Raw genomic sequence first — 24,524 nt, 5'->3', positions numbered from 1 at the left:
ATCCGGCGGTCAGTGTGGGGAAGTGGGTGTTCATGGTCTCGGCGAAATGAGTGGTGGAGGTCAGGCGTGATGGGCGATGGCAGCTTCAGTATGGCAGCGGGCCCGGGCATCGGCTTCGGCAAGCGTGTCCAGGCAGTCGGCTGCGACCGGCGGCAGGGCCTCCAGCGCGTCCTCGACCAGGGCGGGTATCGACAGGAAACCGGTCCGGCGCTGAAGAAAGGCTGAAACCGCGACCTCGTTGGCGGCATTGAGCACCGCCGGAGCGGTGCCGCCGGCGGCCAGGGCCTCGAACGCCAGCCGCAGGCAGGGGAAGGCATCGGTATCCGGCGGTTCGAACTCGAGCCGGCCGCCTTCGGCCAGCAGGTCGAGGCCGGCCACGCCGGATTCGAGCCGCCGCGGCCAGCCCAGGCCGACCGCCAGGGCAGTGCGCATGTCCGGCAGGCCGAGCTGGGCCAGGGTCGAGCCGTCGATGAACTCGACCAGTGAGTGGACCAGGCTCTGCGGGTGCACCAGCACGCCGATGCGGTCGCCGGGCAGGCCGAACAAGTGGTGGGCCTCGATCACCTCCAGGCCCTTGTTCATCAGCGTCGCCGAATCGACCGAGATCTTCGGACCCATCGACCACTTGGGGTGGGCGACGGCCTGTTCGACGGTCACGTTGGCCAGCGAAGCGCGGTCGCGGCCGCGGAACGGGCCGCCGGAGGCGGTCAGGGTGATCCGGCTGACTTCTCCGCTGCCGTCGTCCTGCCGCCCCTGCAGGCATTGGAAAATCGCGTTGTGCTCGCTGTCGATCGGTACGATGGTCGCGCCGCCCTCGTGGGCGGCACGCATCAGCAGTTCGCCGGCCAGCACCAGCGATTCCTTGTTGGCCAGCAGCAGGCGCTTGCCGGCGCGGGCGGCGGCGAGGGTGGAGGGCAGGCCGGCGGCGCCGACGATCGCGGCGACCACTGTGTCGCAGGCATCGCCGGAAATCAGTGCGTCGAGTGCGTCGCCGGCATGGGCTTGGGTGTCCAGCGCGGCGGCTCGCAGGCCCTCGCGCAGCGCCGGCAGCGCTTTGCCGTCGGCGATCACCGCATGCCGCGGGCGGTGCCGGCGGCAGAGTTCGAGCAGGGCTTCGACGTTGCGGCCGGCGGCGAGCACGGTCGCGCGCAGGCGATCCGGGTGGCGGGCGATCACGTCCAGCGCCGAGCTGCCGATCGAGCCGGTCGCACCGAGCACGGCGACTTCGCGAAGGGAGGAGCTGGTGCTCATGTCCAGAACGCCCACGCCCTAGAACCCGAACAGCGCCTTGGCCACGGCAAACGCCGGCAGCGCGGCCAGCACGCCGTCGAGGCGGTCGAGCACGCCGCCATGGCCGGGGATCAGCTGGCTGGAGTCCTTCATTCCGGCGTGGCGCTTGAGCAGGCTCTCGAACAGGTCGCCGATCACCGAGAACAGCACCGCGATCACGCTGGCCAGCACGACCCACGGCAACTGCGCGACGCTGGCGCCCGCAAACAGGCCCAGTCCGATGCCGACCGCGACACCGGCGACCAGACCGCCGAGCAGGCCTTCGAAGGTCTTGTTGGGGCTGATCCGCGGTGCCAGCCTGCGGCCCTTGAACAATTTCCCTCCGAAGCGCCGGCCTGCGAAGTAGGCGCCGCTGTCGGCCGCCCACACGATCGCCAGTGCGGCCAGCAGCCAGCGGTGGCCGACGTCGCCATCCTCGCCGTGGATCCAGGCCAGTGCGCACCAGGCCGGCACCAGGCTCAGGGTGCCCGCGGCCAGCTTGATCGCGCGGGCGTGGCTGTCCGGGTCGCTGGCGAATTCGTAGCGGCCCAGCCACAACAGGCTCACCAGCCACCAGACCACGCCGATCAGGGAGACCAGTTGCAGCAGCACGAAACTGAAGCCCGCACTGGAACGCGAGGCCCAGACCAGGGCCACCATCAGCGCCAGATTGGCAGCCAGCAGCACCGAACGGGCAAGGCTGTCCCTGACATCGGCCAGGTCGAACCATTCCCACAGCCCGGCCATGAACACCACTGCCGTCAACGCCATCAGCCATGGAGTGGGCAGCAGCAGGATGGCGGCGATTGCGGCAGGTGCCATCACCAGCGCAGCAATCAGGCGGGTACGGGTCATTCGGTCGTCTCGTCGATGAAGGCGGCGGCCTGGGCGCCGGTCAGGCCGAAGCGTCGCTGGCGGCTGGCGAAGTCATCCAGGGCGGACTGCAGGGTAGCCGCATCCAGCTCCGGCCACAGGGTCTCGGTGAACCACAACTCGGTATAGGCGAGCTGCCAGAGCAGGAAATTGCTGATGCGCAGGTCGCCGCCGGTGCGGATGAACAGGTCTGGCGGCGGCAGGTCGGCGAGGGCCATGCGCGAGGCGATGGCGGCCTCGTCGATGTCATCCGGCATCAGCCGGCCCGCGGCCACGTCCGCGGCCAGCGAACGCGCCGCCTGGGCGATGTCCCAGCGGCCGCCATAGCTGGCTGCGATGCCCAGGTGCAGGCGGTCGTTGCTGGCGGTGACCGCCTCGGCGTGGTCCATGCGTTGGCGGATCGTGTCGCTGAAGCGTTCGCGCTCGCCGATGAAGCGGATTCGCACGCCACGCCGGTGCAGCTCCTCGACTTCGCGCTCGAGCGCGTTGAGGAAAAGCTTCATCAGCGCGCCGACTTCCTCCTCCGGTCGCCCCCAGTTCTCGCTGGAAAAGGCGAACAGGGTCAGCGCCTGGATCTCGCGCTCCAGGCAGAAGTCGATGCAGACATTGACCGCGCGCGCGCCGGCGCGGTGGCCGACCATGCGCGGCCGGCGCCGGCGCTCGGCCCAGCGCCCGTTGCCATCCATGATGATGGCCAGGTGGCGCGGGATGCCGGCAGCAGCCGGCCTGGCAATGGAGGAGTCGGATTCCATGAGGTGACGGAAAGACCCGTCAGACCGCCATGAGTTCCTGCTCCTTGGCCTTGACCACCTCGTCCACGTCCTTGATCGCGCTGTCGGTGAGCTTCTGGATGTCGTCCTCGGCGCGGCGCATGTCGTCCTCGGTGATCTGCTTCTCCTTCAGCAGTTCCTTGACCTGGTGGTTGGCGTCGCGACGGATGTTGCGGATCGCCACCTTGGTGTCCTCGCCTTCGCCGTGGACTACCTTGGACAGCTCGCGGCGGCGCTCCTCGGTCAGCGCAGGCAGGTTGATGCGGATGACGGTGCCGGCGGTGTTCGGGGTCAGGCCGAGGTCCGAGTTGATGATCGCCTTCTCGATCGGCGACACCATCTGTTTTTCCCACGGCGTGATGGTCAGCGAGCGCGAGTCGGTGACCGCGACGCTGGCGACCTGGGTCAGCGGCATCTCGGAGCCGTAGTACTCGATTTTCAGATGGTCCACCAGCGCGGTCGAAGCCCGGCCGGTGCGAACCTTGGTCAGGTCGTGACGGAGCGTGTCCACGCTCTTGGCCATGCGGGTCTTCGCGTCAGTCTTGATCTCGTTGAGCATCGCCGGCTCCGGTCCTGTGTCGGTAACCGCCGGATTATAGCCGGGTTGCCGGTTGTTGGTTGTCCGCTGTCAGTCGGGTCCCGCCTCGCCAGCGTGCAATCGGCAACCTGCTTCATCCTCCATGTGGTGCCCGGTCATGGCGGTCATGCTCGCAACTGCGGCCATGTTCGATCTGCAGGGTCGGATGGTTGATGCCGAAGTTCGCATCCAGGGCATGATTGAGGCGATCGATGAAGGCATCGTGGTCATCGCTGTCGGGGCGGACCAGGTGCGCGGTCATCGCGATTTCACCCGCGCCCAATGACCAGATATGCAGATGGTGGACCGCCGATACCTCGGGTTGCGCCTCAAGGAAAGCGCGCACCTGTGCCTGGTCGATACTGGCCGGCACGGCGTCCATCGCCGCGTTGAAGCTGTCGCGCAGCAGGCCGAACGCGGTGATCGCCACGACCGCACCGATCAGCAGCGCGATGGCCGGGTCCAGCCAGGCCCAGCCCAGCCAGGCCATGCCCAATCCAGCCAATACTGCGGCCAGCGATACCGCGGCATCCGCCATCAGGTGCAGGAAGGCGCCGCGACGGTTGAGGTCGTGGTCGTGACCGTCACGGACCATCCACGCGGCGCCGAGATTGACCGCGATCCCGATCGCGGCCACCACCACTACCGTCATCGCGGGAATTTCCGGCGGTTGGCTGAAGCGCCTCACGGCTTCCCATGCCAGCGCGCCGGAGAACGCGACCAGCAGCAGGGCGTTGGCCAGTGGAGAGAGCAGGGTGGCGCGGCGCCAGCCGTAGGTGTGGCGGTCGGTCGGAGCGCGCCGGGCAATGACCGCCGCGGTCCAGGCCAGCCCCAGCCCGAGCACGTCGCCGAGGTTGTGCAGGGCATCGGACAGCAATGCCAGCGAGTTGATCGCGAAGCCGTAGCCGGCCTCGAGTGCGGTGTAGGCCAGGTTGACCAGGGTCACCGTGGCGAAAGCACGGGTGCCGTCGTGTGCGTGGCGATGGTGTCCGTGCCCATGCATGGAGCGATGCTGCCACGGGGTGGCTCAGGACACCATTACGAGAGTCGAAGTATTGGCGGAGACGGACGGGACGACGATGAATGTGTCAGCCGCGCCCGGAAACCAGGGTGCCGATGTTCTCGCCCTTGAGGATGCGCAGCAGCACGCCCGGCTGGCCCATGTCGAAGATCCGCAGCGGCAGGCCGCTGTCGCGGCACAGGGCGAACGCGGCGGTGTCCATCACCTGCAGGTCGCGGGTGATCACCTCGTCGTAGGTCAGGGCCTCGAAGCGGGTCGCGTCCGGGTACTTCTTGGGGTCCCGGTCGTAGACGCCGTCGACCTTGGTCGCCTTCAGCAGCAGGTCGGCGCCGATCTCGATCGCGCGCAGGGCCGCACCCGAGTCGGTGGTGAAGAACGGGTTGCCGGTGCCGGCGGCAAAGATCACCAGCCGCCCTTTTTCCAGATGCCGGATCGCGCGGCGCCGGATGTAGTCCTCGCACACGTCGTTGATCTTCAACGCGCTCATCACCCGGGCCTTGCAGCCACGCTTTTCCAGCGCGTCCTGCATCGCCAGTGCATTGATCACCGTGGCGAGCATGCCCATCTGGTCGCCGGTGACCCGGTCCATGCCCGCGGCGGCAAGGCCCGCGCCGCGGAAGATGTTGCCGCCACCGATCACCAGCGCAATCTCGGCGCCGGCCTGCTGGGCTTCGATCACTTCCTGGGCGAGGCGGCCGATCATCTTCGGGTCGATGCCGTAGTCCTCGTCCCCCATCAGGGCCTCGCCGGAGAGTTTCAACAGGACACGGCGACAGGCAAGTGGGGACATGGTGGCCTCGATTGTGAACAAACCCCGCAATTCTAGCCGAGCCGGAGCGCCAGCGGGGTAGGGATGGGTGCCTCGTGCTGCGTTCAGGGGGGCATGCCAGCTCTTGTATCGCCATCGCCGCCGCTCTCGGATGCCAGGCCCCTGGGGCACGCCACCCGGCGTGGCGCACGCGGGTCGTGGTACAACAGCATCCCGACGCGGCGGCCGGCCCAAGGTTGCGTCCGGCGCGTCGCCAATCTTGCTGCTGCCGGAGTCGCCGCCGTCCATGATCCCGACCGGGAATCCTGCCGTCCAACTCGTCGCCCGTTGCAGGTGGGGGGGCTAGTGGTTGCCCCGGTGCGGGAGGAGGTGGACGGGGACATGCCGGCCCAGGCTCCGCAGGACGATGGATTCGAGGCCTTCCTGCGCGACCAGCGTCCGTTGCTGGTGGGCTACCTGTGCAGACGCCTGCCCGAAGAGGACGCCAAGGACATTGCCCAGGAGGCGATGATCCGGTTGATGCGCTACCGCGACCTGCCGCAGGAGCAACTGCGGCGGTTGGTGTACCGGATTGCCGCCAACGTGCTGCTCGATCGCGGCCGCCGCATCAGCAGCAGTGGGTCCGGCGCCCAGGTCAGTCTCGACGACGGCTACGACTGGCTGCAGTCGCCCGAGCCGAGCCATGAGCAGCGCATCGACCAGCAACAGCAGCTCGTTCATGTCCGGCAGTTGATCCTGCAACTGCCGGAGCGCTGTCGCGAGGTCTACCTGCTCAATCGCATCGAGGGCATGAGCTATACCCAGATAGCCGAACGGCTTGGTATTTCCGTCAAGGCGGTCGAGAAGCATGTCAGCCGCGCACTGAAGGGGTTGCGCCAGGGAATGGAGATGATCGAGGGCAGTGCCTCGCGGGAGTCGCGGCCGTGAATGTCGAGCGCATCACACGCCTGGAGGATGTGGCCGCCGATTGGCTGGCGCGCCTGCACTCGCCCGAGTGCAGCGCAGCCGAGCGGGCAGCGTTCGAGGACTGGCTGGCCGCGTCGCCGCGCCATGTCGAGGCCTGGCTGGAGGCCGAGCGCCTGCATTGTCTGGCCGGTGCGCTGGCCACTGATGAAATGCTGCAGGCCGCGGCCGGCGAGGTCCTGCGGCCGTCGCCGCGCCAGGCGTCCCGGGTCGCACGCGGTCGTGGCTGGAGCTGGACGGCCGCTGCAGCGGCGATGCTGGTGCTGGCGGTCGGGGCGGTGCAGTGGATGCGCCCCGGACCGGCCACGATCGTCGACCACGCCACCGTGGTCGGCGAACAGCGCGAGGTGTTGCTTGCCGATGGCACCCGCATGCTGCTGGACACCGACACCGCACTGGTGACCCGGTTCGACCGCCGCCAGCGCGTGGTCGAGTTGGCCCATGGGCGCGTGCAGTTCGAGGTCGGGCAGGATCGCCGGCCGTTCCTGGTCCGGGCCGCGGCCAGTACCGTGCGCGACATCGGCACCACTTTCCAGGTCAGTCGCCGCGGCGACGAGGTCGATATCGGCCTGATCGAGGGCGTGGTGCTGGTCAGCCGGGGCGACGATGGTCCCGGTCGAAAGCTGGCGCCGGGCGAGCAGGTCCGCGTCGATCCGCAAGGCCGCTTCACCGCGACCCGCGCGCTCGACCTGGAAGCAGCCACCGCCTGGCCGCGCGGCGAGCTGATACTGAGCAAGCGCCGGCTGGACGATCTGCTTGCGGAGATGAACCGCTATGCGGAGGTTCCGTTGCGGCTGGCCGACTCCACGCTGGCCGGCATTGCCATCAATGGTGTGTTCCGGGTTGATGAACAGGACGGACTGATCAAGGCGCTCGAAGAAAACTGGGGGCTGCGGGCGGAGAGACGCGCCGACGAAATCCTGCTCCACGGCCCGCCTCGTTGAGCACGGGGGCCGCCATTTCCATGGCGGCACCGGCACCGTCGCCAGTGGCTGTCCGGTGGTCTGCCTTGCCGGCCGATCAAACCTTTCCGTAATGTGGCGGAATGGGGAGTCGGATCCTTCCGCGAATGGTCAGGGCATGCCTGCTGATGGCGGCATGCGGCGCGCTTGCGTCGCGTGGAGCAGAAGCATGGGCGCAGCCGGCGCTCCAGCAGCAGGCGCCTGGAGTGTTGTCACTGGACCTGCCCGGCGGAAGGCTCGATGACGCGCTGAAGGCGCTGGCCCTGCGCAGCCGCATCCAGATCCTCTATGCCCCCGGTCAGGTCGAGGGCCGGCGGGCGAGCGCGCTGCAAGGCGACATGACCATCGCGGAAGCCCTGCATGAGCTGCTCGAAGGCGAGGGGCTACGCGCAGAACGCGTGGCGCCGGACACCTTCGTGCTCAGGGAGATTCGTCGGCCCCGGGTCGAAACCAATGCCTCGCGCCCCCGGCCATCCCCGCCGCGGCAACACCCGGTCGACATCGACAGGATCGAGGTCACCGGCTCGCGGATTCCGCTGGCGGACATCGGCGCGATCACGCCCACGCCGATGACGCTTATCAGCCGTGAGGACATCGAAGCCAGCGGCTACCAGACCCTGTTCGAGCTGCTGCGTTTCCAGGTCGGCATGATCGGCCACCATCCGGTCGCGGTCGCGGCGGATGGCGGGCCCGACTTCCAGCAGCCTTTCAGCATCGCCGCGACGACCAGCCTCAACGCCCTGGGCCCGCGCGCGACCCTGTTCCTGGTCGATGGTCGACGGGTGGCGAACTACGGCCTGACCTCGTCGGAACTGGGCGGGCTGACCGATCTGGACGCGATCCCGCTGAGCATGGTCGAGCGGGTCGAGGTGGTGCGCGGCGGAGCCTCGGCCATCTATGGCGCCGATGCGATGGCCGGCGTGGTCAACATCATCCTGCGCAAGCGGCAGAAAGGGAGCGAACTACTGGCCCGTCTTGGTCGCAGTACCCGCGGCGATGCGGACGAGTGGCGACTTTCCGCAAGCCATGGTCTGGACACGCGCCGCGGCGGTGCCGGCATCCTGGCGGTGGACTGGCTCGATCGCGAGGAACTGCCCGGCGATGCGCGCGACTGGCATACCTGGGACCACAGTCGGCACGGGCTGCCGGACTGGCGCTTCCCGCTGGGCTATCGCGACCTGGGCCATCGCCTGGTCCAACTGCAGTGTGGCAATGCGCCGCCCGGCATCGCCCCTGATTGCATGTTCGACCCCGCGCGCTACACCAGTCTGCAACCGGCCAGCCAGCGGCTATCGTTGCATGGGCACCTCATCGAGCCGCTATGGGAAGGGGCCGCACTCGAACTCGATCTGCGCTACAGCAAGGCCAAACAGGCGCTGGCCAATCCGCCCTTCCGCGCTCGCGTGAACCTGCCGGCTTCGCATCCGGATGGCCTGGAGGACGGCTTCCTCGACTACGCCTTCTTCGAGATCGGCCCGGTCCGCAATCGCAGCGACAATCGCAGTCTCGATCTGGGTACCTCGGTGAACGGCACGGCCGGCGACTGGACCTGGGATGTATCGTTCTCGCATCACCAGAACAAGGTCGACAGCCGGATCCATGGACTGATCAGCAGCGAAGCGATCGAGCACGCGGTCGATGAGGGACGGTACCGTTTCGACGGCACGCCCAACGACCCGGCCCTGCTGGAAGCGGTCTCGCCGGTGTTCCGCCTGGGCGGTGAGGCGACCCTGCAGCAGTTCTCGGTCGACTTCGAAGGCCCCTGGTTCAATCTGCCCGGCGGCGCGGCGAGGCTGGCTACCGGAGTGGAGCTGACCCGCAACACCCTGCTGCACGACCCCGACCAGCGGTTGCGCGACGATGACCTGGCGCTTGGCACGCAGAAGCGGCCGCTCGACAGCCATCGTCGCGGTTCGGCGGTATATGCCGAGTTGGGCCTGCCACTGCACGGGAAGTTATTGGCCGATGTCGCCCTCCGTTTCGACCGCCAACAGGACTACGGCAGCCGGTTCTCGCCGAGGTTGGGGCTCAAATGGGCGCCGGGCGAGTCGCTGACGTTCCGTGGCACCGCCGCTACCGGCTACCGCGCGCCGTCGCTGTTCGAACTGCGGCGGCCCAACGTCATCGAGGAGCACGTGTTCGTCCGCCAGATCGACGTGTTGCGCCCGTGCGCGATCGAAATCGCGCTCGACGAGGAGCGGTCCTATTGCCTGGTCCTGCTCGGGGCCTTCGATAATCCTGACCTGCGGGCGGAGACATCACGCAGCCACACTCTCGGCATGGTATGGGCGCCATCGACTGATTTCAGCCTCAGTTTCGACGTGTTCCGGATCCGCAGGTACAACGAGATCGTCGCCGGCAGCGCGTTCGACGACCTGGACGCTTTCCCTGACTCCCTGCGCCGCGACGAGCAAGGACGGCTGGTCGCCATCGAAAGCTATTTCAGGAACCTGGGCCGAACCGACGTGCGTGGTTGGGAGGCCGAGATGCGCTGGCGGCTCGATGCCGGCAACGTCGGCGACTTCTCGCTGGCGATCACCGCTCACCACCTGCTGAAGGTCAGGCGCCAGGCCTGGGGCGATGCGCCGGTCCACGATCATGCCAGCTATGGCGCGCCCAGCAGCAACCTGCTTGCCTCGCTGCAATGGTCGCGCCGGGACTGGGTGACCACCCTCAATCTGCGTGCTCGCGGGCCCTATCGGATCGGCTCGCCGGATACCGGCTGCCCGTCCTACAACGGCAGCCGTTGTAGCACCCCCGGTCGCGGCGTGCTCGACCTCGATCTGGCCTGGAACGGCCTGCCGAACTGGAGGCTGGGATTGAATATCCGCGATCTGGCCGATCGCGCCCCGGTCAACTACGACACCGACCAGGACGGCTACGACATCGCCCATGACGACCCCCGCGGCCGTTTCGTCCTGCTGAGCGCGCGCTACCGGTTCTGAGACCCGTTCTGAGACTCGGGACTTCTCCGGGTAGGGGGATCGGCCGTACATCCGTTATTGCTCCTGTCCGACGCCGGCAACGGTGTCGCTGCGGGCTGTGCCCGCAGGATGGCCACACGGAGACATGCAGCCGCATGCCAGCAGAACTCAGGGGAGCAGTCAGCAGTATGAAGCAGTACCGGAGCATTGAGGACAGGAGCTTTCAGGGAACCAATCGGGGGAGGGGCCGCAGGGCCCGTTCGGCGCTTTCCGGCGCCATCGCCGCGGCACTCCTGTGCGGCAGCGTGGGGACGCTTGCCGCACAGGAGGCGGCGACCTATCAGGAGCAGGGTCGGCTCGGCGATGCCGACAGCTGGCGCAGTGACGAGTTCAACGCCGATTGGGGGCTCGCGGCAATCGGCGCGCACCATGCCTATGCGCGTGGGCTGAGCGGCCGCGGCATCCGGCTGGGCGTTTTCGACAGCGGTGTCGACCTGCGCCATGGCGAATTCGCGGGCAAGCAGAACAACGGTATCCGCATCGCCGACATCCTCTCCGATGGTTCCGCTTGCACCAACGCCACCGCGCTGAGCGGCCCTGACGCCTGCTTCATGAGCGACGGCGATACCGTCGGCATCGACTATTTCCACTACACCGACGCCGACCGCGAGTTCGTCCAGTGGGCGACCGAGATGGGCTACTTCTACGATTGGGTGCCGGAGTATCTTGAGTCGCTGGCCGGCTTCAGCTATTCCGAGCACGGCACCCACGTCGCCGGAACCATGGTCGCCAATCGCGACGGCAGCGGCATGCATGGCGTCGGTTTCGGGGCCGAGATCACCAGTGCGCGGCTGTTCTCGAACTCGTACACGGATCTCGATGCGCTGTTGGGCTGGGGTGGCGAGTCGTACGCCAACGGTCCCGATTCGAGCGCCGTGGCCAGCATGTACGAGCAGATGGTCGCGCAGGGCGTGCGTGCTATCAATCACAGTTGGGGTCTGAGCCGCGAGCCGACCACCGCCGCGGACATGGACGCGCTCTACAACGCTCCGGGCGTGGCCGGGTACTTCAGCACCTACACCAGTCCCTCGCTGCAGAACGGCCTGATCCAGGTCTGGGCCGCGGGCAACGACGGCGGCAACATCGCCGGCATCTACGCGACCCTGCCGCGCTGGAATCCGGAACTGGAGCAGTACTGGCTCAGCGTCGTCAACATTGCCCCGAACGGCGAGCTTGCCGACAGCTCCAGCATCTGCGGCCTGAGCAAGGACTGGTGCGTGACCGCGCCCGGCACTTCGATCGCTTCGACGATCGTCGGCGGCGAGATCGAAGGCGAGGTGATTCGCGACGAGGACGGCAATTTCATCGGCCTCGAGATCACTGCGGAGAATCCCGAGTACGGCTACGGCAACCTGACCGGCACCTCGATGGCCGCGCCGCACGTCACCGGTGCGCTGGCACTGCTGATGGAGCGTTTCCCGTACCTCGACAACCCGCAGGTCCGCGACGTGCTGCTGACCACCGCGACCGATCTCGGCGCGCCCGGCGTCGACGAGATCTACGGCTGGGGCCTGATCAACCTGGAGAAGGCCATCGACGGCCCCGGCATGCTGCGTGTCGACACCAACGTCGTGATGGATCGCCCCGCCGGTGGTGCCAAGGTCTGGGACGGCCTGGCCTGGGACGATTGGCGCAACGACATCAGTGGCCCCGGCCGGCTGACCAAGTCCGGCATTGGCTGGTTGCGCCTGAGCGGCGACAACAGTTTCGCAGGCCTCAGTGTTGAGGACGGCGTGCTCGAACTCGACGGTGACAACCGGCTGTCAGCCTCAGCCGAGGTCAACGGCGGCTTCTTCGTGCTCAATGGCACGCTGCAGGACACCGACCTGGCCGTGAACCGCGGCCTGGCCAGCATCCAGGGTGCAGTGACAGGCGGCATGACCGTGATCGGTGCGCAGGGCCACCTGCACGGCACCGGTACCTTGGGCGATACCCGCGTAGCCGGCGTGATCGCTCCGGGCAATTCGGTTGGCACCCTGCGCATCGACGGCGACTACACCCAGCTCGCCGGCTCGGTGTACGAAGCGGAGGTCGAGGGTGGCAATGCCGACCTGCTCGACATCAGCGGCCATGCCGACCTGCAAGGCGGCACCGTGCGCGTGTTGCCGGTGGCGGGCGACTACCTGCTGGGCCGCAGCTACAACATCCTCAGCGCCGCGGGTGGCATCAGCGGCGGCTTCGACGGCATCGACAGCAGCGCGTTCTCGCCGTTCCTGGCTTTCACTCTCGATCAAGGCGGCAACATCATCGCGCTCGACGTGAGCCGGGGCATGGCGCTCGCAGAGGTCGCGACCACGCACAACCAGCACGCGGTGGCGGTGGGCGCGGACACACTGGCGATGGATCACGTGCTGGCACAGCGTGTGACCCGGCTGTTTCCGGCTCAGGCCATGTCCGCGCTCGACCTGTTGAGCGGCGAACTGCATGCCAGCGCCCAGTCGGTGTTGCTGGACAGCCAGCAACACGTGCGCGAAAGCGCGCTGACGCGCGCGGCGGCCGGACAGGGTGCGTTTGCCCATCAGGATGCCGCCGGTTCCGCGGCCTGGGTCGAGGTGCTGCGCGGCAGCGGCACGCTCGATGGCGATGGCAATGCCGCCCGCACCGAGTACAGCGGCAACACCTGGCTGGTGGGCTATGACCACCGCTTCGACAGCGGTTGGCGGGTCGGCGTGCTGGGTGGCAGCGGCCGGAGCGACATGGATGCCCGCGAGCGCAGCAGCAAGGGCGACATCACCGGCTATCGCATCGGCGCCTATGTCGGGCAGTCGTGGGGCGGTTTCGGCCTGCGTGCCGGCCTGGTCCACGACAGCAGCGAGATCGATGTGCGCCGGGACGTGGCTTTCGATGGGTTGCAGGACCGGACCCGTGCCGAGTACGACGCGACCGCGACCCAGGCCTTCGTCGAGGCCGGCTACCGCATCGGGGTCGGTGCATGGGAGTTCGAGCCCTACCTGCAGTACGCGAGGATTGCGTTCGATATCGACGGCTTCCGCGAGGATGGCGGCGTGACCGCACTGCAGGGCCAGAGTCGCGACGGCGACGTCGGCCTGGCGACTGCGGGTGTCCGCTTCAACGTCGACCTGAAGGCTGCGAGGCAGCAGGAAAGCTGGCTGAGCCTGCGTGGCGGACTGGGCTATCGCGACGCCAGTGGCGACCTGCTGCCTTCGGCCGAACTGGCCTGGAGCGGTGCCGATGCCTTCGCAGTGCATGGCGCCCCGCTGGCCGGCGACGCCACCGTGGCCGAGCTGGGTTTTGCCGCCCGCACCGGCGCGACCAGCCTGCTTGAGTTCGGCTATCGCGGCCAGTTCGGCGACGACGGCAACGCGCATGGTCTCAGTGCGAGGTACTCGTTGCAGTTCTGAGCTGAGAGCGCACTTTGGACGAAGGACGGGCAACGGATGCCCGTTGCTGGCACACAAGGATCAGGTGCCTGCCCTGGACGGCATGCTCCCGGCGCGATGTTCCCTGTTCTCATCGCGCGGGAGCACCATTTTTTCCCGATCAGGTTCATGGGAACCGGATCCTGAAGGCCGCTGGATGCGGCGCCGCCCCTGAATGGGAGCGGAGTGCTCCGGTGGCCGTGTCGCACTCAATGGGCACAGCGCACGCAGCAAGTAGAACAATGGACTGCCTGCAGTAACGAAGAAGGCCGCGGATCGCTCCGCGGCCTTCTTTTTTTCAGTGCTGGCAGAGCGCGTGTTACGCCAGGCCGGCCTGCTTCATCACTTCGGCAGCGTAGTCCTCGACCACCTTCTCGATGCCCTCGCCGACGGCCAGGCGCTGGAAGCCGACGACGTCGGCACCGGCGGCCTTGACCGCCTGCTCGACGGTCTGGTCGGTGTTGAGCACGTACGGCTGGCCGTAGAGGGTGACCTCGTTGACGATCTTGTTGATCTTGCCGCTGATGATCTTCTCCAGGATGTCGGCCGGCTTGGCCTTGTCCTTGTCGCTCATCTTGGCCAGCTCGATCTCCTTCTCCTTCTCGATGAAGTCGGCCGGAACGTCGGCAGCCTTGACGTAGGGCGGGTTCATCGCAGCGATGTGCATGGCGATGCCACGAGCCAGATCGGCGTCGCCGCCCTTGACCTCGACCAGCACGCCGATGCGGCCGCCGTGCACGTAGGCAGCGACGTTGTTGCTGCTGTCGATGGCGACCATGCGGCGCAACTGCACGTTTTCGCCGACCTTGGCGATCAGCGCGGCGCGGGTTTCCTCGACGGTCTGCCCGTCGATCTTGGCGCCCTTCAGTGCCTCGATGTCGGCCGCGCCGAGCGCGGCCTTGGCAGCGGCGTCGGTGAAGGCGATGAAGTTCTCGTCCTTCGCCACGAAGTCGGTCTCGGAGTTGATCTCGACCAGCACGGCCTTGCCGCCATCCTGGGCGGTCGCGATGCGGCCTTCAGCGGCCACGCGGCCGGCCTTCTTGTCGGCCTTGGCCAGGCCCGACTTGCGCAGGTTCTCGGCGGCGGCGTCGATGTCGCCGCCGGTTTCGGTCAGCGCCTTCTTGCACTCCATCATGCCGGCGCCGGTGCGCTCGCGCAGTTCCTTGACGAGGGATGCGGTGATTTCAGCCATTGGGGGTACCTCGATGTTGTTTGGGACGTCTGGATGTTTGAGACGTCATCCCCGCCAAGGCGGGGCTCCAGTGTCTTGGGCGACAGGGCGTAGTCGCTGGATTTCCGCTTTTGCGGAAATGACGAACCAGGGGTAAAGGCACAGCCGCGCAGTGTGGCGCGGCTGCATGACGCGTGTTTGACGCGCCTGCTTTTACGGGGCTGTTACTCGGCAGCCGGAGCTTCGGCGTCGTCTGCCTTGGCAGCCTTCTTGGCCGGAGCCTTGCGGGCCGGCTTCTTGGCCTCGGCATCGCCCTCGGCGGTGTCGGTGGCGTCGGCGAAGTCTTCCTCGCGGACCGAGGTGGAGGTCGGCGCGGCGGCCTTGCCTTCCAGCACCGCGTCGGCGGCGGCGCGGGCGTACAGCTGCACGGCGCGGATGGCATCGTCATTGCCCGGGATGGCGTAATCGACCAGTTCCGGGTTGTAGTTGGTGTCGACGACAGCAATCACCGGGATGCCGAGCTTCTTGGCTTCCTTGATCGCGATGTCCTCGTGACCGATGTCGATCACGAACAGTGCGTCCGGCAGGCGGTTCATCTCCTTGATGCCGCCCAGGCTGGCTTGCAGCTTGTCGCGCTCGCGGCGCAGGCCCAGCACCTCGTGCTTGACCAGCTTTTCGAAGGTGCCGTCGGTCTCGGCGGCCTCGAGTTCCTTCAGGCGCGCGACCGACTGCTTGACGGTGCGGAAGTTGGTCAGGGTGCCGCCCAGCCAACGCTGGTTCATGTACGGCATGCCGCAACGCTCGGCCTCTTCCTTGATCGACTCGCGCGCGCTGCGCTTGGTGCCGAGGAACAGGATCATGCCGCGCTTCTGGGCGATGCCCGAGATGAAGTTCATCGCGTCGTTGAACAGCGGAACCGTCTTCTCGAGGTTGATGATGTGGATCTTGCCGCGGGCGCCGAAGATGTACGGGCCCATCTTCGGGTTCCAGTAACGGGTCTGGTGGCCGAAGTGGACGCCGGCTTCCAGCATCTGGCGCATGGTGATCTGGGACATTAGCTTGTGACTCCAGGCAGTGGAATCCTGGCCGCCAATAAAGGTGGGGCGGCTGCCGCGGCGAGCGCCATGGCGTGGATTCCGGGGTTGGGCCTCCCCGCTGCGTCCGTGTCCGAACCCCGCCTCCGTCTTGATGGACTTGGGGCACCCCGGCACGGGTCATGGCAGCGGGTGTGTATTTGCCGGTTACGCCCGGCATGGGCGGCGCGGACAGCCAAAGCCGGCCGCATAGCCGGCGAATCATAGCGCGGACGGGCGCCGGAGGCAATGTCTGCGGGGCGGGGCGGCCCTTGCGGCGCGCGCCGGATCAGCCGGTCCGGCCCCTGGCGGCTCCGGACTCAGTAGGTCACGGTGACGGTGACCACGTCGCTGTAGTTGCCCGCGGCGACCGATTGGGTTGCCGGCACGCGGCCGTGGACGGTCAGGGCCTGCGCGGTGCCGGTGCCGGTCCCCGGCACGGTGTCGGTGCCGATCGTGGCGCCCCAGCGCAGGCTGCGGCCGGCATCGCGGTAGAGCTCATAGTCGACGTAACTGCCGGTTGCGCCCAGGCGCATGCGGCGGGTGAGGCCAACGGCGTTCTGGCCGTTGTCCAGGGCGACGTTCCAGGCGGTGCGCGCGGTGCAGGTCATGGTGATGGTGGAGGTCTGGTCGATGTTGCTGCCGACCGGTCCGGGAACGCTGCCGAAATCCAGCGCGGTCGCGGTGGCGATCACGCAGTTGTCGGGAACGGTGGCGCTGGCGGTGAAGGGGAAGGTCGCGGTGCCGCCGCCACCACCGCCGCTGGTGCACGACGCGGGATAGTTGGGTGTGCCGAGCAGTGCTTCCGCATAGCGGTAGTCGAGGCGTGTGTGGGTGCCGGTGAAGGGATTGCTGTGGAGGCCGGCGGCAAGCCCTGCCTGCGCCGGGACCCGCGCGTGCATCGTGGCGGTGGTCGAGCCACTACCGCCCAGCACCGGGACGTCGTACTGCAGGTCGATCTGCACTGGAGTGGGCGTGGCGGGGATCGAGCTGTCCCCCCAGATCAGGGTGCGTGCCGGATCCCGGTAGATCTGGAACTGCATCGCATCGCCGAACGAGTTGGTCATGCGACGTGGATTGGTCAGGCCGCCGCCGTTGGCGCCCGCGCCGATATTCAGGCACATCCGGACCCGGGCCGTGGCCAGCAGCGACAGCCCGCTGGTGTTGCATACGACCGTGACGACAGCTGTGCTGTCGACGTTGCCGGTCCCGGTCACCGTGCCGAAGTTCAGTGCTGTGGAGCTGGCAGTGCAGGTGGTCACCGCCTGCGCCGGCGCCGGCAGCCACAACAGGGCGAACAGCAGCAGGGCCGCTCCGGGGACGGGATGCGAACGGATCATGGCGGAGTCTCCTGCAGGCATTGCAGTGGACCGATGCGCGGAATCGCCCCGGCCGCTTCCGGGTAATCGAAGTCGACCTGGCAGGCGCCTGTCGGTGTCAGTACGCGCAGACGGTTGTGGCTTTCGAGCGCGTCGAGATAGGCCTCGCCATCGTAGCCCACGATCGTCTCGATATCGGTGCCCTGCAAGCGCACCCGGCTGTGCGGTGGCAGCGGCTGCCCGTCGACATCGTGCAGGACCACCAGCGCGGCGCGCACCGGGGTGAGCGAAAAAAGCACCCGTGTGCCGGCGCGGTCGCTGGGAGTGGCGGTCAGGTCGACATCGGCGATACGCACGTCGATCGGAAGCGCCATCGGGTCGATCGACAGCTTGTTGCGCTGCCAGGCGTTGAGCGGTGTCACCAGCAGCATGCCATCGGCGTCGGTGTGGCCGATCAGACGGTTCTCCAGTTTGACCGGAACGCCGGCAATGCCATCGGTGGAGACGACCGCGAAGGCGTCGTCGATGCGCCGCGCGGCAAAGGCGTGACCGCCCATCCATACCAGACCGCCGCTGGCCTGGGCATGGCCGTGGCGGGCGCCGCCGATGCTGGCGATGCCCAGCCCGAGCCGGCTGTGGTCGCCCAGCCAGCCGGCTTCGGCGAGACCACCGCTGCCGTCGTCGCCGTCGCGCACCTGCACCCGCCAACCGAAACCGCCGTCGCCCGGGACGGGCTGTGCAAGCTCGACCAGGCCGTTGTCGCGCCGGTTGCTGCGTTGCCAGGAGGTGCCGAACTGGCGGTCGTGATCCAGCGGAACGGTGACGCTCAGGTACAGGCTGCGGTCACGGTCGTCGTCCAGGTTCTGGTTGTACGACAGGTTGGCCGACCAGCCGCGGGCGAAGTTGCGCGTCCAGAACACACCGGCGTAGCGCATCGTGGCCAGGTCCATGTCCACGTCCGGATGGCTCAAGCGCACATAACTGAAACTGATGTTGCCCAGTGCCGGGGTGGTGAAGCCGGCCAACGCGCGCTCGCTGACCGTGGGCGCACGTGCGCCGTACAACGAGGCGATGTCGCGATAATCGCCATGGGTGCGCTGACTGTCGGCAGAGATGTTGAAGCGGCCGTTGTTCCAGCTGTAGCCCAGTGTCGTCTGCGACCCACGCTCATCGTCGAGCACGCTGCGCGCATGCGAGGCGCTCACCACGCCGGCGCGACCGGCCAGCCACACGCCGCCGAGTCCGGCGTTGACCAGCCCGTCACCCGTTTCCGCATGCGATTCCAGCGTGAAGCGGTCGCTGACGCCGTAGCGCAGGTTGCCGCTGGCGACCGCTTCGCTGGCGTACGAGAACGACTCGACGCCGTAGTCTTCGCGGACCGTGCCGATGCTGACCGACCAGTCCGACAGTCCCCTGGCCAGCAGCTGCTGGGTGGAATAGAACGGAAAGTCGAGGCTGCGGGTGCGGCCGAAGGCATCGGTGATCACGAGTTGCGCGTTGCCCGCGCCGCTGATGCCCGGCACCGTGGTCAGCTGGAATGGGCCGGTGGGCAACTCGCCGCTGTATTGCCGTATGCCGTTGACATAGAGATCCACGGCCGAGGGCACCGCGACTTCGCCGAGGAAAGCCGGCAATGGCGCGGTCACGCGATAGGGCTGGAGGCTGAAGTTGCGGCCGAGTTGTACGCCGCCCATGCGCACCGGCCGGGTCCAGTTGAGGAAGCCGCTGAAGGTGTCGCCCACGCTCAGGGTGAGCGCGGTCTCGGGAAACGACAGTTGCCAGCGGCTGTCCAGGCGGACCGTATCGCCACGCCAGCCATCCTGCTCGTCGTCTCCACCAGTCCGGTAGGTGCGGCTGACCGTGGAGGTGCTGAACACGCCGGGTCCGACGCCGAACAGGCGCAGTTCGCTGGCGACGCTCAACTGGCTGCTGCCCCGGTCGTCGTGGCTGGCATACAGGTCGTAGTTGAACAGCAGGCCGGGCGATGTCGCAGTGACCGGCGCGGCAAGGCCGTCCGGGACATTGAGTACCGTGGTCGCCAGCGAAAGCTGCGACAGCGGCGCATCGATGGCGATGCGCTGGCTGGCGACGTCATAGCGGACCTCGACGCCGGCGAGTTCGTCGAGGGCCAGCATTCCGTCGTCCTTGCGGTCTGCCAGTACGAAGCCCAGTCGTCGCAGGTCGTCGCTGTGGACGAAGAAGCGGGAGTCCCGGTCGCGGCCGGTCCGGCGGACGAACCGGACCAGTTGCGGCTGGCGGGTGTGGTTGAGCACGACCTCGAGGTATAGCGTCTCGCCGTGTGTCTCGTCGTCGATGTCTGCTGCCGGGAGCGCGGAGTCGTCGTTGGTCGCATCGCCGCTCATTGCGTCGCCTCCGTGCCGCGTTGGCTGCGCGCCCGCGGTGTCGGCAAAAGGGACGGCGAACACGGTCAGCAGCAGCGCGTCACCGAGTCGTCGCGTCCAGCGCCAGTGTGCGTTCGACCGGTTCACCGTTGATCCTTGCCTTGAACGCGCCATCAGGCGGCGTGGTGAAGAGGGCTGGCAGTTCCCAGCGCTTGCGTTGGCCCGGCAGCACGTACCCCGACAGTCCGGGCGCGATGGCAATGCGCTGGCCGTCGCGCCCGACGAACACGAGATCCGCGACCTGCGCGTGCCCGTCGCCGGTGTTGCTGATTTCAATGCGGTTGCCGTCTACCAGCCGCGTCCGCAGGGCCGGCGCCAGCTCGCGCGCGCCGGCGGGCATCAGGAAGACCGGGATCGAATAGCGCAGCACGAACTGCAGCCCGGGCGGGGAGGGTTGTGCCGGCTCGCCGCCATCGCCGCGCTCCGCCGTCGGAAGTTCGTCGACGATGACCCGGTAGCTGGCTTCGTGGCCGGCGGGCGGGGGCCCGGTACGCACGATGCGGACCAGTTGCCGGGCGCCCGGAGCCAGCTCGATCATGGGCGGGCTCAGGGCAATGTCGGAGGTGGCCTCCAGTTCGTCCTCGCCGGCATTCTGGGTCCAGCGGAACACGCGCAGCTGCGCATGCAGTGGTTCGCTGCCGGTGTTGCTCAGGGTCAGGCCGCCGGCGCTTTGCCGGGCCTGCAGCGTGATCGATGTCGGCGCCACCTGCAGGTTGGCGGCACGGACGTCCTGGCCCGTCGCCAGCAACGCGAAGGTTGCCAGCAGCAACAGCGACCAAGCGTGCAGACACCGCGTCGGCATCCCCTTCACGACGTTCAGAAGGCGATGGTCGCGGTTACCACGTCAAGGTAGCTCGCAGCCGGAAAGTTGGCGCTGGGTGTGCGTCCGTATACGGAGTAGGCCTGGACCGCGCCGGTGCCGGTGCCGGCCACCGTGTCCGTACCGATCGTTTCGCCCCAGACCGTCGTGCGCGCGGCGTCGCTGTAGAGCTGGTAGGGGACAAGGTCGGCGCCGTTGGCCATGGCCCGGGCCGCGATGCCGCCGCCGCCGCTGTTCTGGCCCTCGTCGAGCGCGATGGTGTAGCCCGTGCCCGGGGTGCAGTTGACGTTCAACTGGCCAACGGCGTCGATGTCGGTGGCGCTGGAGGGCTGGGTGCCGAAGTCGACATCGGTGGCCGCTGGGGTGTCGATGGTGCAACTGCTTTCGATGGTGATCCTGACCTCGAAGGTCGTCGTGGCCGTCTGCGCATGCAGCGCGGGACTGCCGAGCAGGGCCGCGGCGGCCAGCAGGGTGGCGGACAGGTGCAGTTTGAATCGGCTCATGATGTGTCTCCGGCGCGTTGTATCCCCCGTACCCTGGAAGGCGCCGCGTCTGCCGCCTGCGCAGGGCTGCACGTTGCGTGCCCGACGCACCCGACACTTCCACTCATTGCCTGCCCTGTCAAGGAATTCCGGCTGCCCCGATCCGTTCAGTGTTGTGAGGTGTCCTCCAGGCCCCCACCGGAGGCCTCGAGGGTGGCGTGGATTCAGCCCGCCCCGGATTCGGCGATAATGCGCGCATGGCCATATCCATCAAGACCCCCGAAGAAATCGAGAAGATGCGCGTTGCCGGCCGCCTGGCCGCCGAGGTGTTGCAGGTCGTCGCCCCGCACGTGAAGCCGGGCGTGACCACCGAGGAGCTCGATCGCATCTGCCACGACCATATCGTCAATGTACAGAAGGCCATCCCGGCCAACGTCGGCTACAAGGGCTTCCCGAAGACGGTCTGCACCTCGGTCAACAACGTCATCTGCCATGGCATCCCGAGCGAGGCCAAGGTCCTGAAGGACGGCGACATCGTCAATATCGACGTCACCGTCATCAAGGACGGCTGGCACGGCGACACCAGCCGCATGTACATCGTCGGCAAGCCGTCGGTGATGGCGCAGCGGCTGGTCGAGGTCACCCGCGAGGCGATGTTCCGCGGCATCCGCGCGGTCAGGCCGGGGGCGACCCTGGGCGATATTGGCCACGCGATCCAGCAGTACGCGGAGGCCGAGCGCTTCTCGGTGGTGCGCGAGTATTGCGGCCACGGCATCGGCAAGGTCTATCACGACGAACCGCAGGTATTGCACTACGGCCGTCCCGGGCAGGGCGTGGTGCTGAAGCCGGGCATGACCTTCACCATCGAGCCGATGATCAACGAGGGTACCCGCCACACCCGCCTGCTGCCTGATGGCTGGACCGTGGTCACCAAGGACCGCAAGCTGTCGGCGCAGTGGGAACACACGGTGGTGGTGACCGACGACGGTGCCGAGATCCTGACCCGGCTGCCGGGCGACGACAACGACCTGTGAGGCCATGAGTCCCCCGCCCATCGGTCACGCCCCCGACGCCGCGGCCAATGCCGGGTGGGCCGGGTGGGCCGCGTCCGCGCGTGAATCCCTGGCCGAGGGCCAGGCTGCGCTGGCGGTCCGCTTCGATGCCGGGGGCGATATCGATCGCCTGCTGGCCAGCAGGATCATGGCGGTCGACCGTCAGGTGCTCACGGCGTGGAGGATGTGCGTGCCAGAGGGTGCGGGGCTGTCGCTGTTCGCAGTAGGCGGATACGGCCGCGGCGAACTGTTCCCGCACTCGGACATCGATTTGCTGGTCATGGCCGAACCGGAGGTGCAGGCCGCGCATGAGGACGCGCTGTCGCGCTTCTTCACCAGCCTCTGGGATGCCGGCTTGCCGGTCGGCCATGCGGTGCGTTCCATCGCGCAGTGCAGCGAGGCCGCCGCAGCCGACGTGACCGTGATGACCAGCCTGATCGAGTCGCGTCCGCTCGATGCCGATGACGATGCACGGCAGGCCCTGGAAGCCGCGGTCGCACCCGGGCGGGTATGGTCGGCACGCGAATTCTTCGAGGCCAAGCGCAACGAACTGCGAGAGCGCCACGCGCGTCACGGCGACACCTCGGACAACCTCGAACCCAATCTCAAGGAAGGCCCGGGTGGCCTGCGCGACGTGCAGACACTGCACTGGATGGCGCTGCGCATCATCGGCACCTCCGACCTCGAGTCGTTGGTCTCGGCTGGCCAGTTGGGTGCCGATGAGGCCGAATCGCTGGACCGCGAGCGCATCAACCTTTCGCGACTGCGCTATGGCCTGCACCTGGTGGCCGGCAAGCGCGAGGAGCGGTTGCGCTTCGACTATCAGAAGCGGTTGGCCGAGCGCCTGGGATATGTCGACACCGACGGCAGTCTTGCGGTCGAACAGATGATGCAGGGCTTCTACCGCAGCGCCTCGCTGGTGCAACGGATCGGTGAACGCCTGATGCAACGCTTCGAGGAACAGATCGAAGGCGAGCCGATACCGCAACCGATCGATGCGCTGTTCGAACTGCGCCGTGGCTACCTGGCCGCGCGCGATGCCGGATGGCCGCGGCAGCCTGCGGAGGTATTCGACCTTTTCGCGACCTGGGCTGCGCGAGGCGACGTGCGTGGCCTGCATTCGCAGACCGCGCGTGCGCTGGCCGAGGCATTGCCGGAGCTGCCGGACTTCGTGGCCGCCACGCCGGCACTGCATGTTCGCTTCCTGCAGCTGTTGCGTGGTCCCGAGCCGGTGAAGACCCTGACCCGGATGGCGCGCCTGGGCGTGCTCGGGCGCTGGATACCCGCTTTCGCGCGCGTGTCCGGGCGCATGCAGTTCGACCTGTTCCATGTCTACACCGTCGATCAGCACACTCTGGCGGTGCTGAAGAACCTGTCGATCTTCGCCTCCGGCGAACATGATGAGCGCTTCACCCTCGCACGTGAGGTCTGGCCGCGCCTGCGCAAGCCCGAGCTGCTGCTGCTGGCCGGCCTGTTCCACGACATCGGCAAGGGGCGGGGCGGCGACCATTCCGAGCTGGGCGCCGATGACGCCCGTGTGTTCTGCGGCGCGATCGGGCTGAGCGCGATCGATGCCGCCCTGGTCGAGTGGCTCGTCCGCAAGCACCTGTTGATGTCGACCACGGCGCAGAAGCAGGACATCACCGATCCGGAAATCATCCATCGCTTCGCCACCGAGGTTGGCGATCGCGAACGGCTCGATCATCTCTATCTGCTGACCTGTGCCGATATCGCCGGCACCTCGCCGAAGCTGTGGAATGCGTGGAAGGATCGCCTGCTGGCGGATCTCTACACTGCGACGCGGCTGGCGCTGCGGCGCGGTCTGGAGCATCCGCTTGCCGCTGCCGAGCGTGCTGTCGAAACCCGCGAAGCAGCGCATGCGATGCTGGCCGCGTTCGGTACCGGCGACAGGGAAATCGAGTCGCTGTTCTCGCGCATGCCCGAAGCGGCGTTCCGACGAGGCCGTCCGGACCAGTTGGCCTGGCAGGCGGGTGCGTTGCGCGGCGTGGCCACGGGCGACACCCGGGTCCGCGCGCGTCCGGTTGCCGCGCACGCCGGTGCGATGGAAGTGTTCGTGCATTCGCCCGACCGCGACGGCCTGTTCGCCGCGATCGTCGCCACGCTCGATCGCATTGGTCTGGCGATCCAGCAGGCGCGCGTGCTGGATGGCCCCGAGGGCACCATTTTCGACAGTTTCGAGGTGATCCCTTCCGATCCGCGCCACATCCCGGCAGCGGAGGAAATCGAACAGCGCCTCGAAGCCGCGCTGGCCGGCAACCTGGACGAGATCAAACCGCCGCGTCGCGCCCAGCCGCGCCACCTGCGTCATTTCCGCATCGTGCCGCAGGTCGCTTTCGACGATACTGCCGGCGGCCGTACCCAGGCCAGCCTGGTATGCACCGACCGACCGGGATTGCTGGCGGATGTGACGCGCGTCCTGCGCCACCAGGGGCTGCGTGTCCACGATGCCCGGATTGCCACGTTCGGCGAGCGTGCCGAGGATCTGTTTCAGGTCACCGCGGTCGATGCCGACGGCCATGACCAGCCCCTTGACGAACCCCACCAGCAGGCTTTGAAGGAAGCCTTGCTTGCATGCCTTGAAGGAGATGCTTGATGTCCCCCCGCAAGAATCCGACC

Annotated in this window: 18 protein-coding genes; 6 read left to right on the top strand and 12 right to left on the bottom strand. The window is 67.6% G+C overall.

The features are described 5' to 3' along the window. Positions 1-60 precede the first annotated feature (60 nt). The 6 genes from FKV23_RS11510 to pyrH all read right to left on the bottom strand — a co-directional run bounded on the left by FKV23_RS11510 (position 61) and on the right by pyrH (position 5,300). Positions 61-1,251 carry a 1-deoxy-D-xylulose-5-phosphate reductoisomerase gene (locus FKV23_RS11510; RefSeq protein ID WP_141623969.1) on the bottom strand — a complete coding sequence of 397 codons (1,191 nt, stop codon included), beginning with the start codon at positions 1,249-1,251 and terminating at the stop codon, positions 61-63. Between the two features lie 18 nt (positions 1,252-1,269). Then, positions 1,270-2,124 (bottom strand): phosphatidate cytidylyltransferase, encoded by an 855-nt coding sequence (locus FKV23_RS11505; protein WP_141623968.1) that lies wholly within the window; start codon positions 2,122-2,124, stop codon positions 1,270-1,272. Further along, positions 2,121-2,894, bottom strand: coding sequence for a polyprenyl diphosphate synthase (uppS, locus tag FKV23_RS11500; RefSeq protein ID WP_141623967.1), 774 nt, complete (start codon positions 2,892-2,894; stop codon positions 2,121-2,123). Before uppS ends, FKV23_RS11505 begins: the two co-directional genes overlap by 4 nt. 19 nt (positions 2,895-2,913) lie before the next feature. After that, positions 2,914-3,471, bottom strand: coding sequence for a ribosome recycling factor (gene frr / locus FKV23_RS11495; protein ID WP_141623966.1), 558 nt, complete (start codon positions 3,469-3,471; stop codon positions 2,914-2,916). A 112-nt stretch (positions 3,472-3,583) separates the two neighbouring features. Next, positions 3,584-4,492, bottom strand: coding sequence for a cation diffusion facilitator family transporter (locus tag FKV23_RS11490; RefSeq protein ID WP_141623965.1), 909 nt, complete (start codon positions 4,490-4,492; stop codon positions 3,584-3,586). A gap of 85 nt (positions 4,493-4,577) precedes the next feature. After that, positions 4,578-5,300: a UMP kinase gene (gene pyrH, locus FKV23_RS11485; RefSeq protein ID WP_141623964.1), complete on the bottom strand. Its 723-nt coding sequence runs from the start codon at positions 5,298-5,300 to the stop codon at positions 4,578-4,580. Positions 5,301-5,660: 360 nt separating this feature from the next. Here pyrH and FKV23_RS11480 point away from each other — a divergent pair, with 360 nt between their 5' ends. From FKV23_RS11480 to FKV23_RS11465, 4 genes are all read left to right on the top strand, one after another. Then, complete coding sequence (locus FKV23_RS11480) at positions 5,661-6,206, top strand: RNA polymerase sigma factor (protein ID WP_141623963.1); 546 nt, start codon at positions 5,661-5,663, stop codon at positions 6,204-6,206. Continuing rightward, positions 6,203-7,186 carry a FecR family protein gene (locus tag FKV23_RS11475; protein WP_141623962.1) on the top strand — a complete coding sequence of 328 codons (984 nt, stop codon included), beginning with the start codon at positions 6,203-6,205 and terminating at the stop codon, positions 7,184-7,186. The genes FKV23_RS11480 and FKV23_RS11475 overlap by 4 nt, the downstream gene beginning before the upstream one ends. Before the next feature lie 224 nt (positions 7,187-7,410). Then, a complete protein-coding gene (locus tag FKV23_RS11470; RefSeq protein WP_167285185.1) occupies positions 7,411-10,149 on the top strand; it encodes a TonB-dependent receptor in 2,739 nt (912 codons plus the stop codon). A 284-nt stretch (positions 10,150-10,433) separates the two neighbouring features. Then, positions 10,434-13,550 carry an autotransporter domain-containing protein gene (locus tag FKV23_RS11465; RefSeq protein ID WP_167285182.1) on the top strand — a complete coding sequence of 1,039 codons (3,117 nt, stop codon included), beginning with the start codon at positions 10,434-10,436 and terminating at the stop codon, positions 13,548-13,550. 337 nt (positions 13,551-13,887) lie between these two features. On the opposite strand, the gene tsf is transcribed toward FKV23_RS11465, so the two are convergent. From tsf to FKV23_RS11435, 6 genes are all read right to left on the bottom strand, one after another. Further along, the gene (tsf, locus tag FKV23_RS11460) at positions 13,888-14,760 is read right to left on the bottom strand and encodes a translation elongation factor Ts (RefSeq protein ID WP_141623959.1); all 873 of its coding nucleotides are present in this window, start codon (positions 14,758-14,760) and stop codon (positions 13,888-13,890) included. A gap of 203 nt (positions 14,761-14,963) precedes the next feature. Then, the gene (rpsB, locus tag FKV23_RS11455) at positions 14,964-15,794 is read right to left on the bottom strand and encodes a 30S ribosomal protein S2 (RefSeq protein WP_141623958.1); all 831 of its coding nucleotides are present in this window, start codon (positions 15,792-15,794) and stop codon (positions 14,964-14,966) included. Between the two features lie 338 nt (positions 15,795-16,132). Next, positions 16,133-17,152, bottom strand: coding sequence for a Csu type fimbrial protein (locus tag FKV23_RS11450; RefSeq protein ID WP_141623957.1), 1,020 nt, complete (start codon positions 17,150-17,152; stop codon positions 16,133-16,135). Beyond that, positions 17,149-19,494 (bottom strand): fimbria/pilus outer membrane usher protein, encoded by a 2,346-nt coding sequence (locus FKV23_RS11445; RefSeq protein WP_407067678.1) that lies wholly within the window; start codon positions 19,492-19,494, stop codon positions 17,149-17,151. The genes FKV23_RS11450 and FKV23_RS11445 overlap by 4 nt, the downstream gene beginning before the upstream one ends. A 79-nt stretch (positions 19,495-19,573) precedes the next feature. Then, positions 19,574-20,335 carry a fimbrial biogenesis chaperone gene (locus tag FKV23_RS11440; RefSeq protein WP_141625174.1) on the bottom strand — a complete coding sequence of 254 codons (762 nt, stop codon included), beginning with the start codon at positions 20,333-20,335 and terminating at the stop codon, positions 19,574-19,576. 14 nt (positions 20,336-20,349) lie between these two features. After that, positions 20,350-20,856, bottom strand: coding sequence for a Csu type fimbrial protein (locus FKV23_RS11435; protein WP_141623955.1), 507 nt, complete (start codon positions 20,854-20,856; stop codon positions 20,350-20,352). A gap of 236 nt (positions 20,857-21,092) precedes the next feature. Here FKV23_RS11435 and map point away from each other — a divergent pair, with 236 nt between their 5' ends. After that, positions 21,093-21,869 (top strand): type I methionyl aminopeptidase, encoded by a 777-nt coding sequence (map, locus tag FKV23_RS11430; RefSeq protein WP_141623954.1) that lies wholly within the window; start codon positions 21,093-21,095, stop codon positions 21,867-21,869. Positions 21,870-21,873: 4 nt separating this feature from the next. Next, complete coding sequence (gene glnD / locus FKV23_RS11425; RefSeq protein WP_141623953.1) at positions 21,874-24,501, top strand: [protein-PII] uridylyltransferase; 2,628 nt, start codon at positions 21,874-21,876, stop codon at positions 24,499-24,501. Positions 24,502-24,524 lie beyond the last annotated feature (23 nt).

It is taken from the genome of Lysobacter alkalisoli (genome assembly GCF_006547045.1).
Lineage (GTDB): Bacteria > Pseudomonadota > Gammaproteobacteria > Xanthomonadales > Xanthomonadaceae > Marilutibacter > Marilutibacter alkalisoli.
This window is presented reverse-complemented; position numbering and strand designations above follow the sequence as displayed.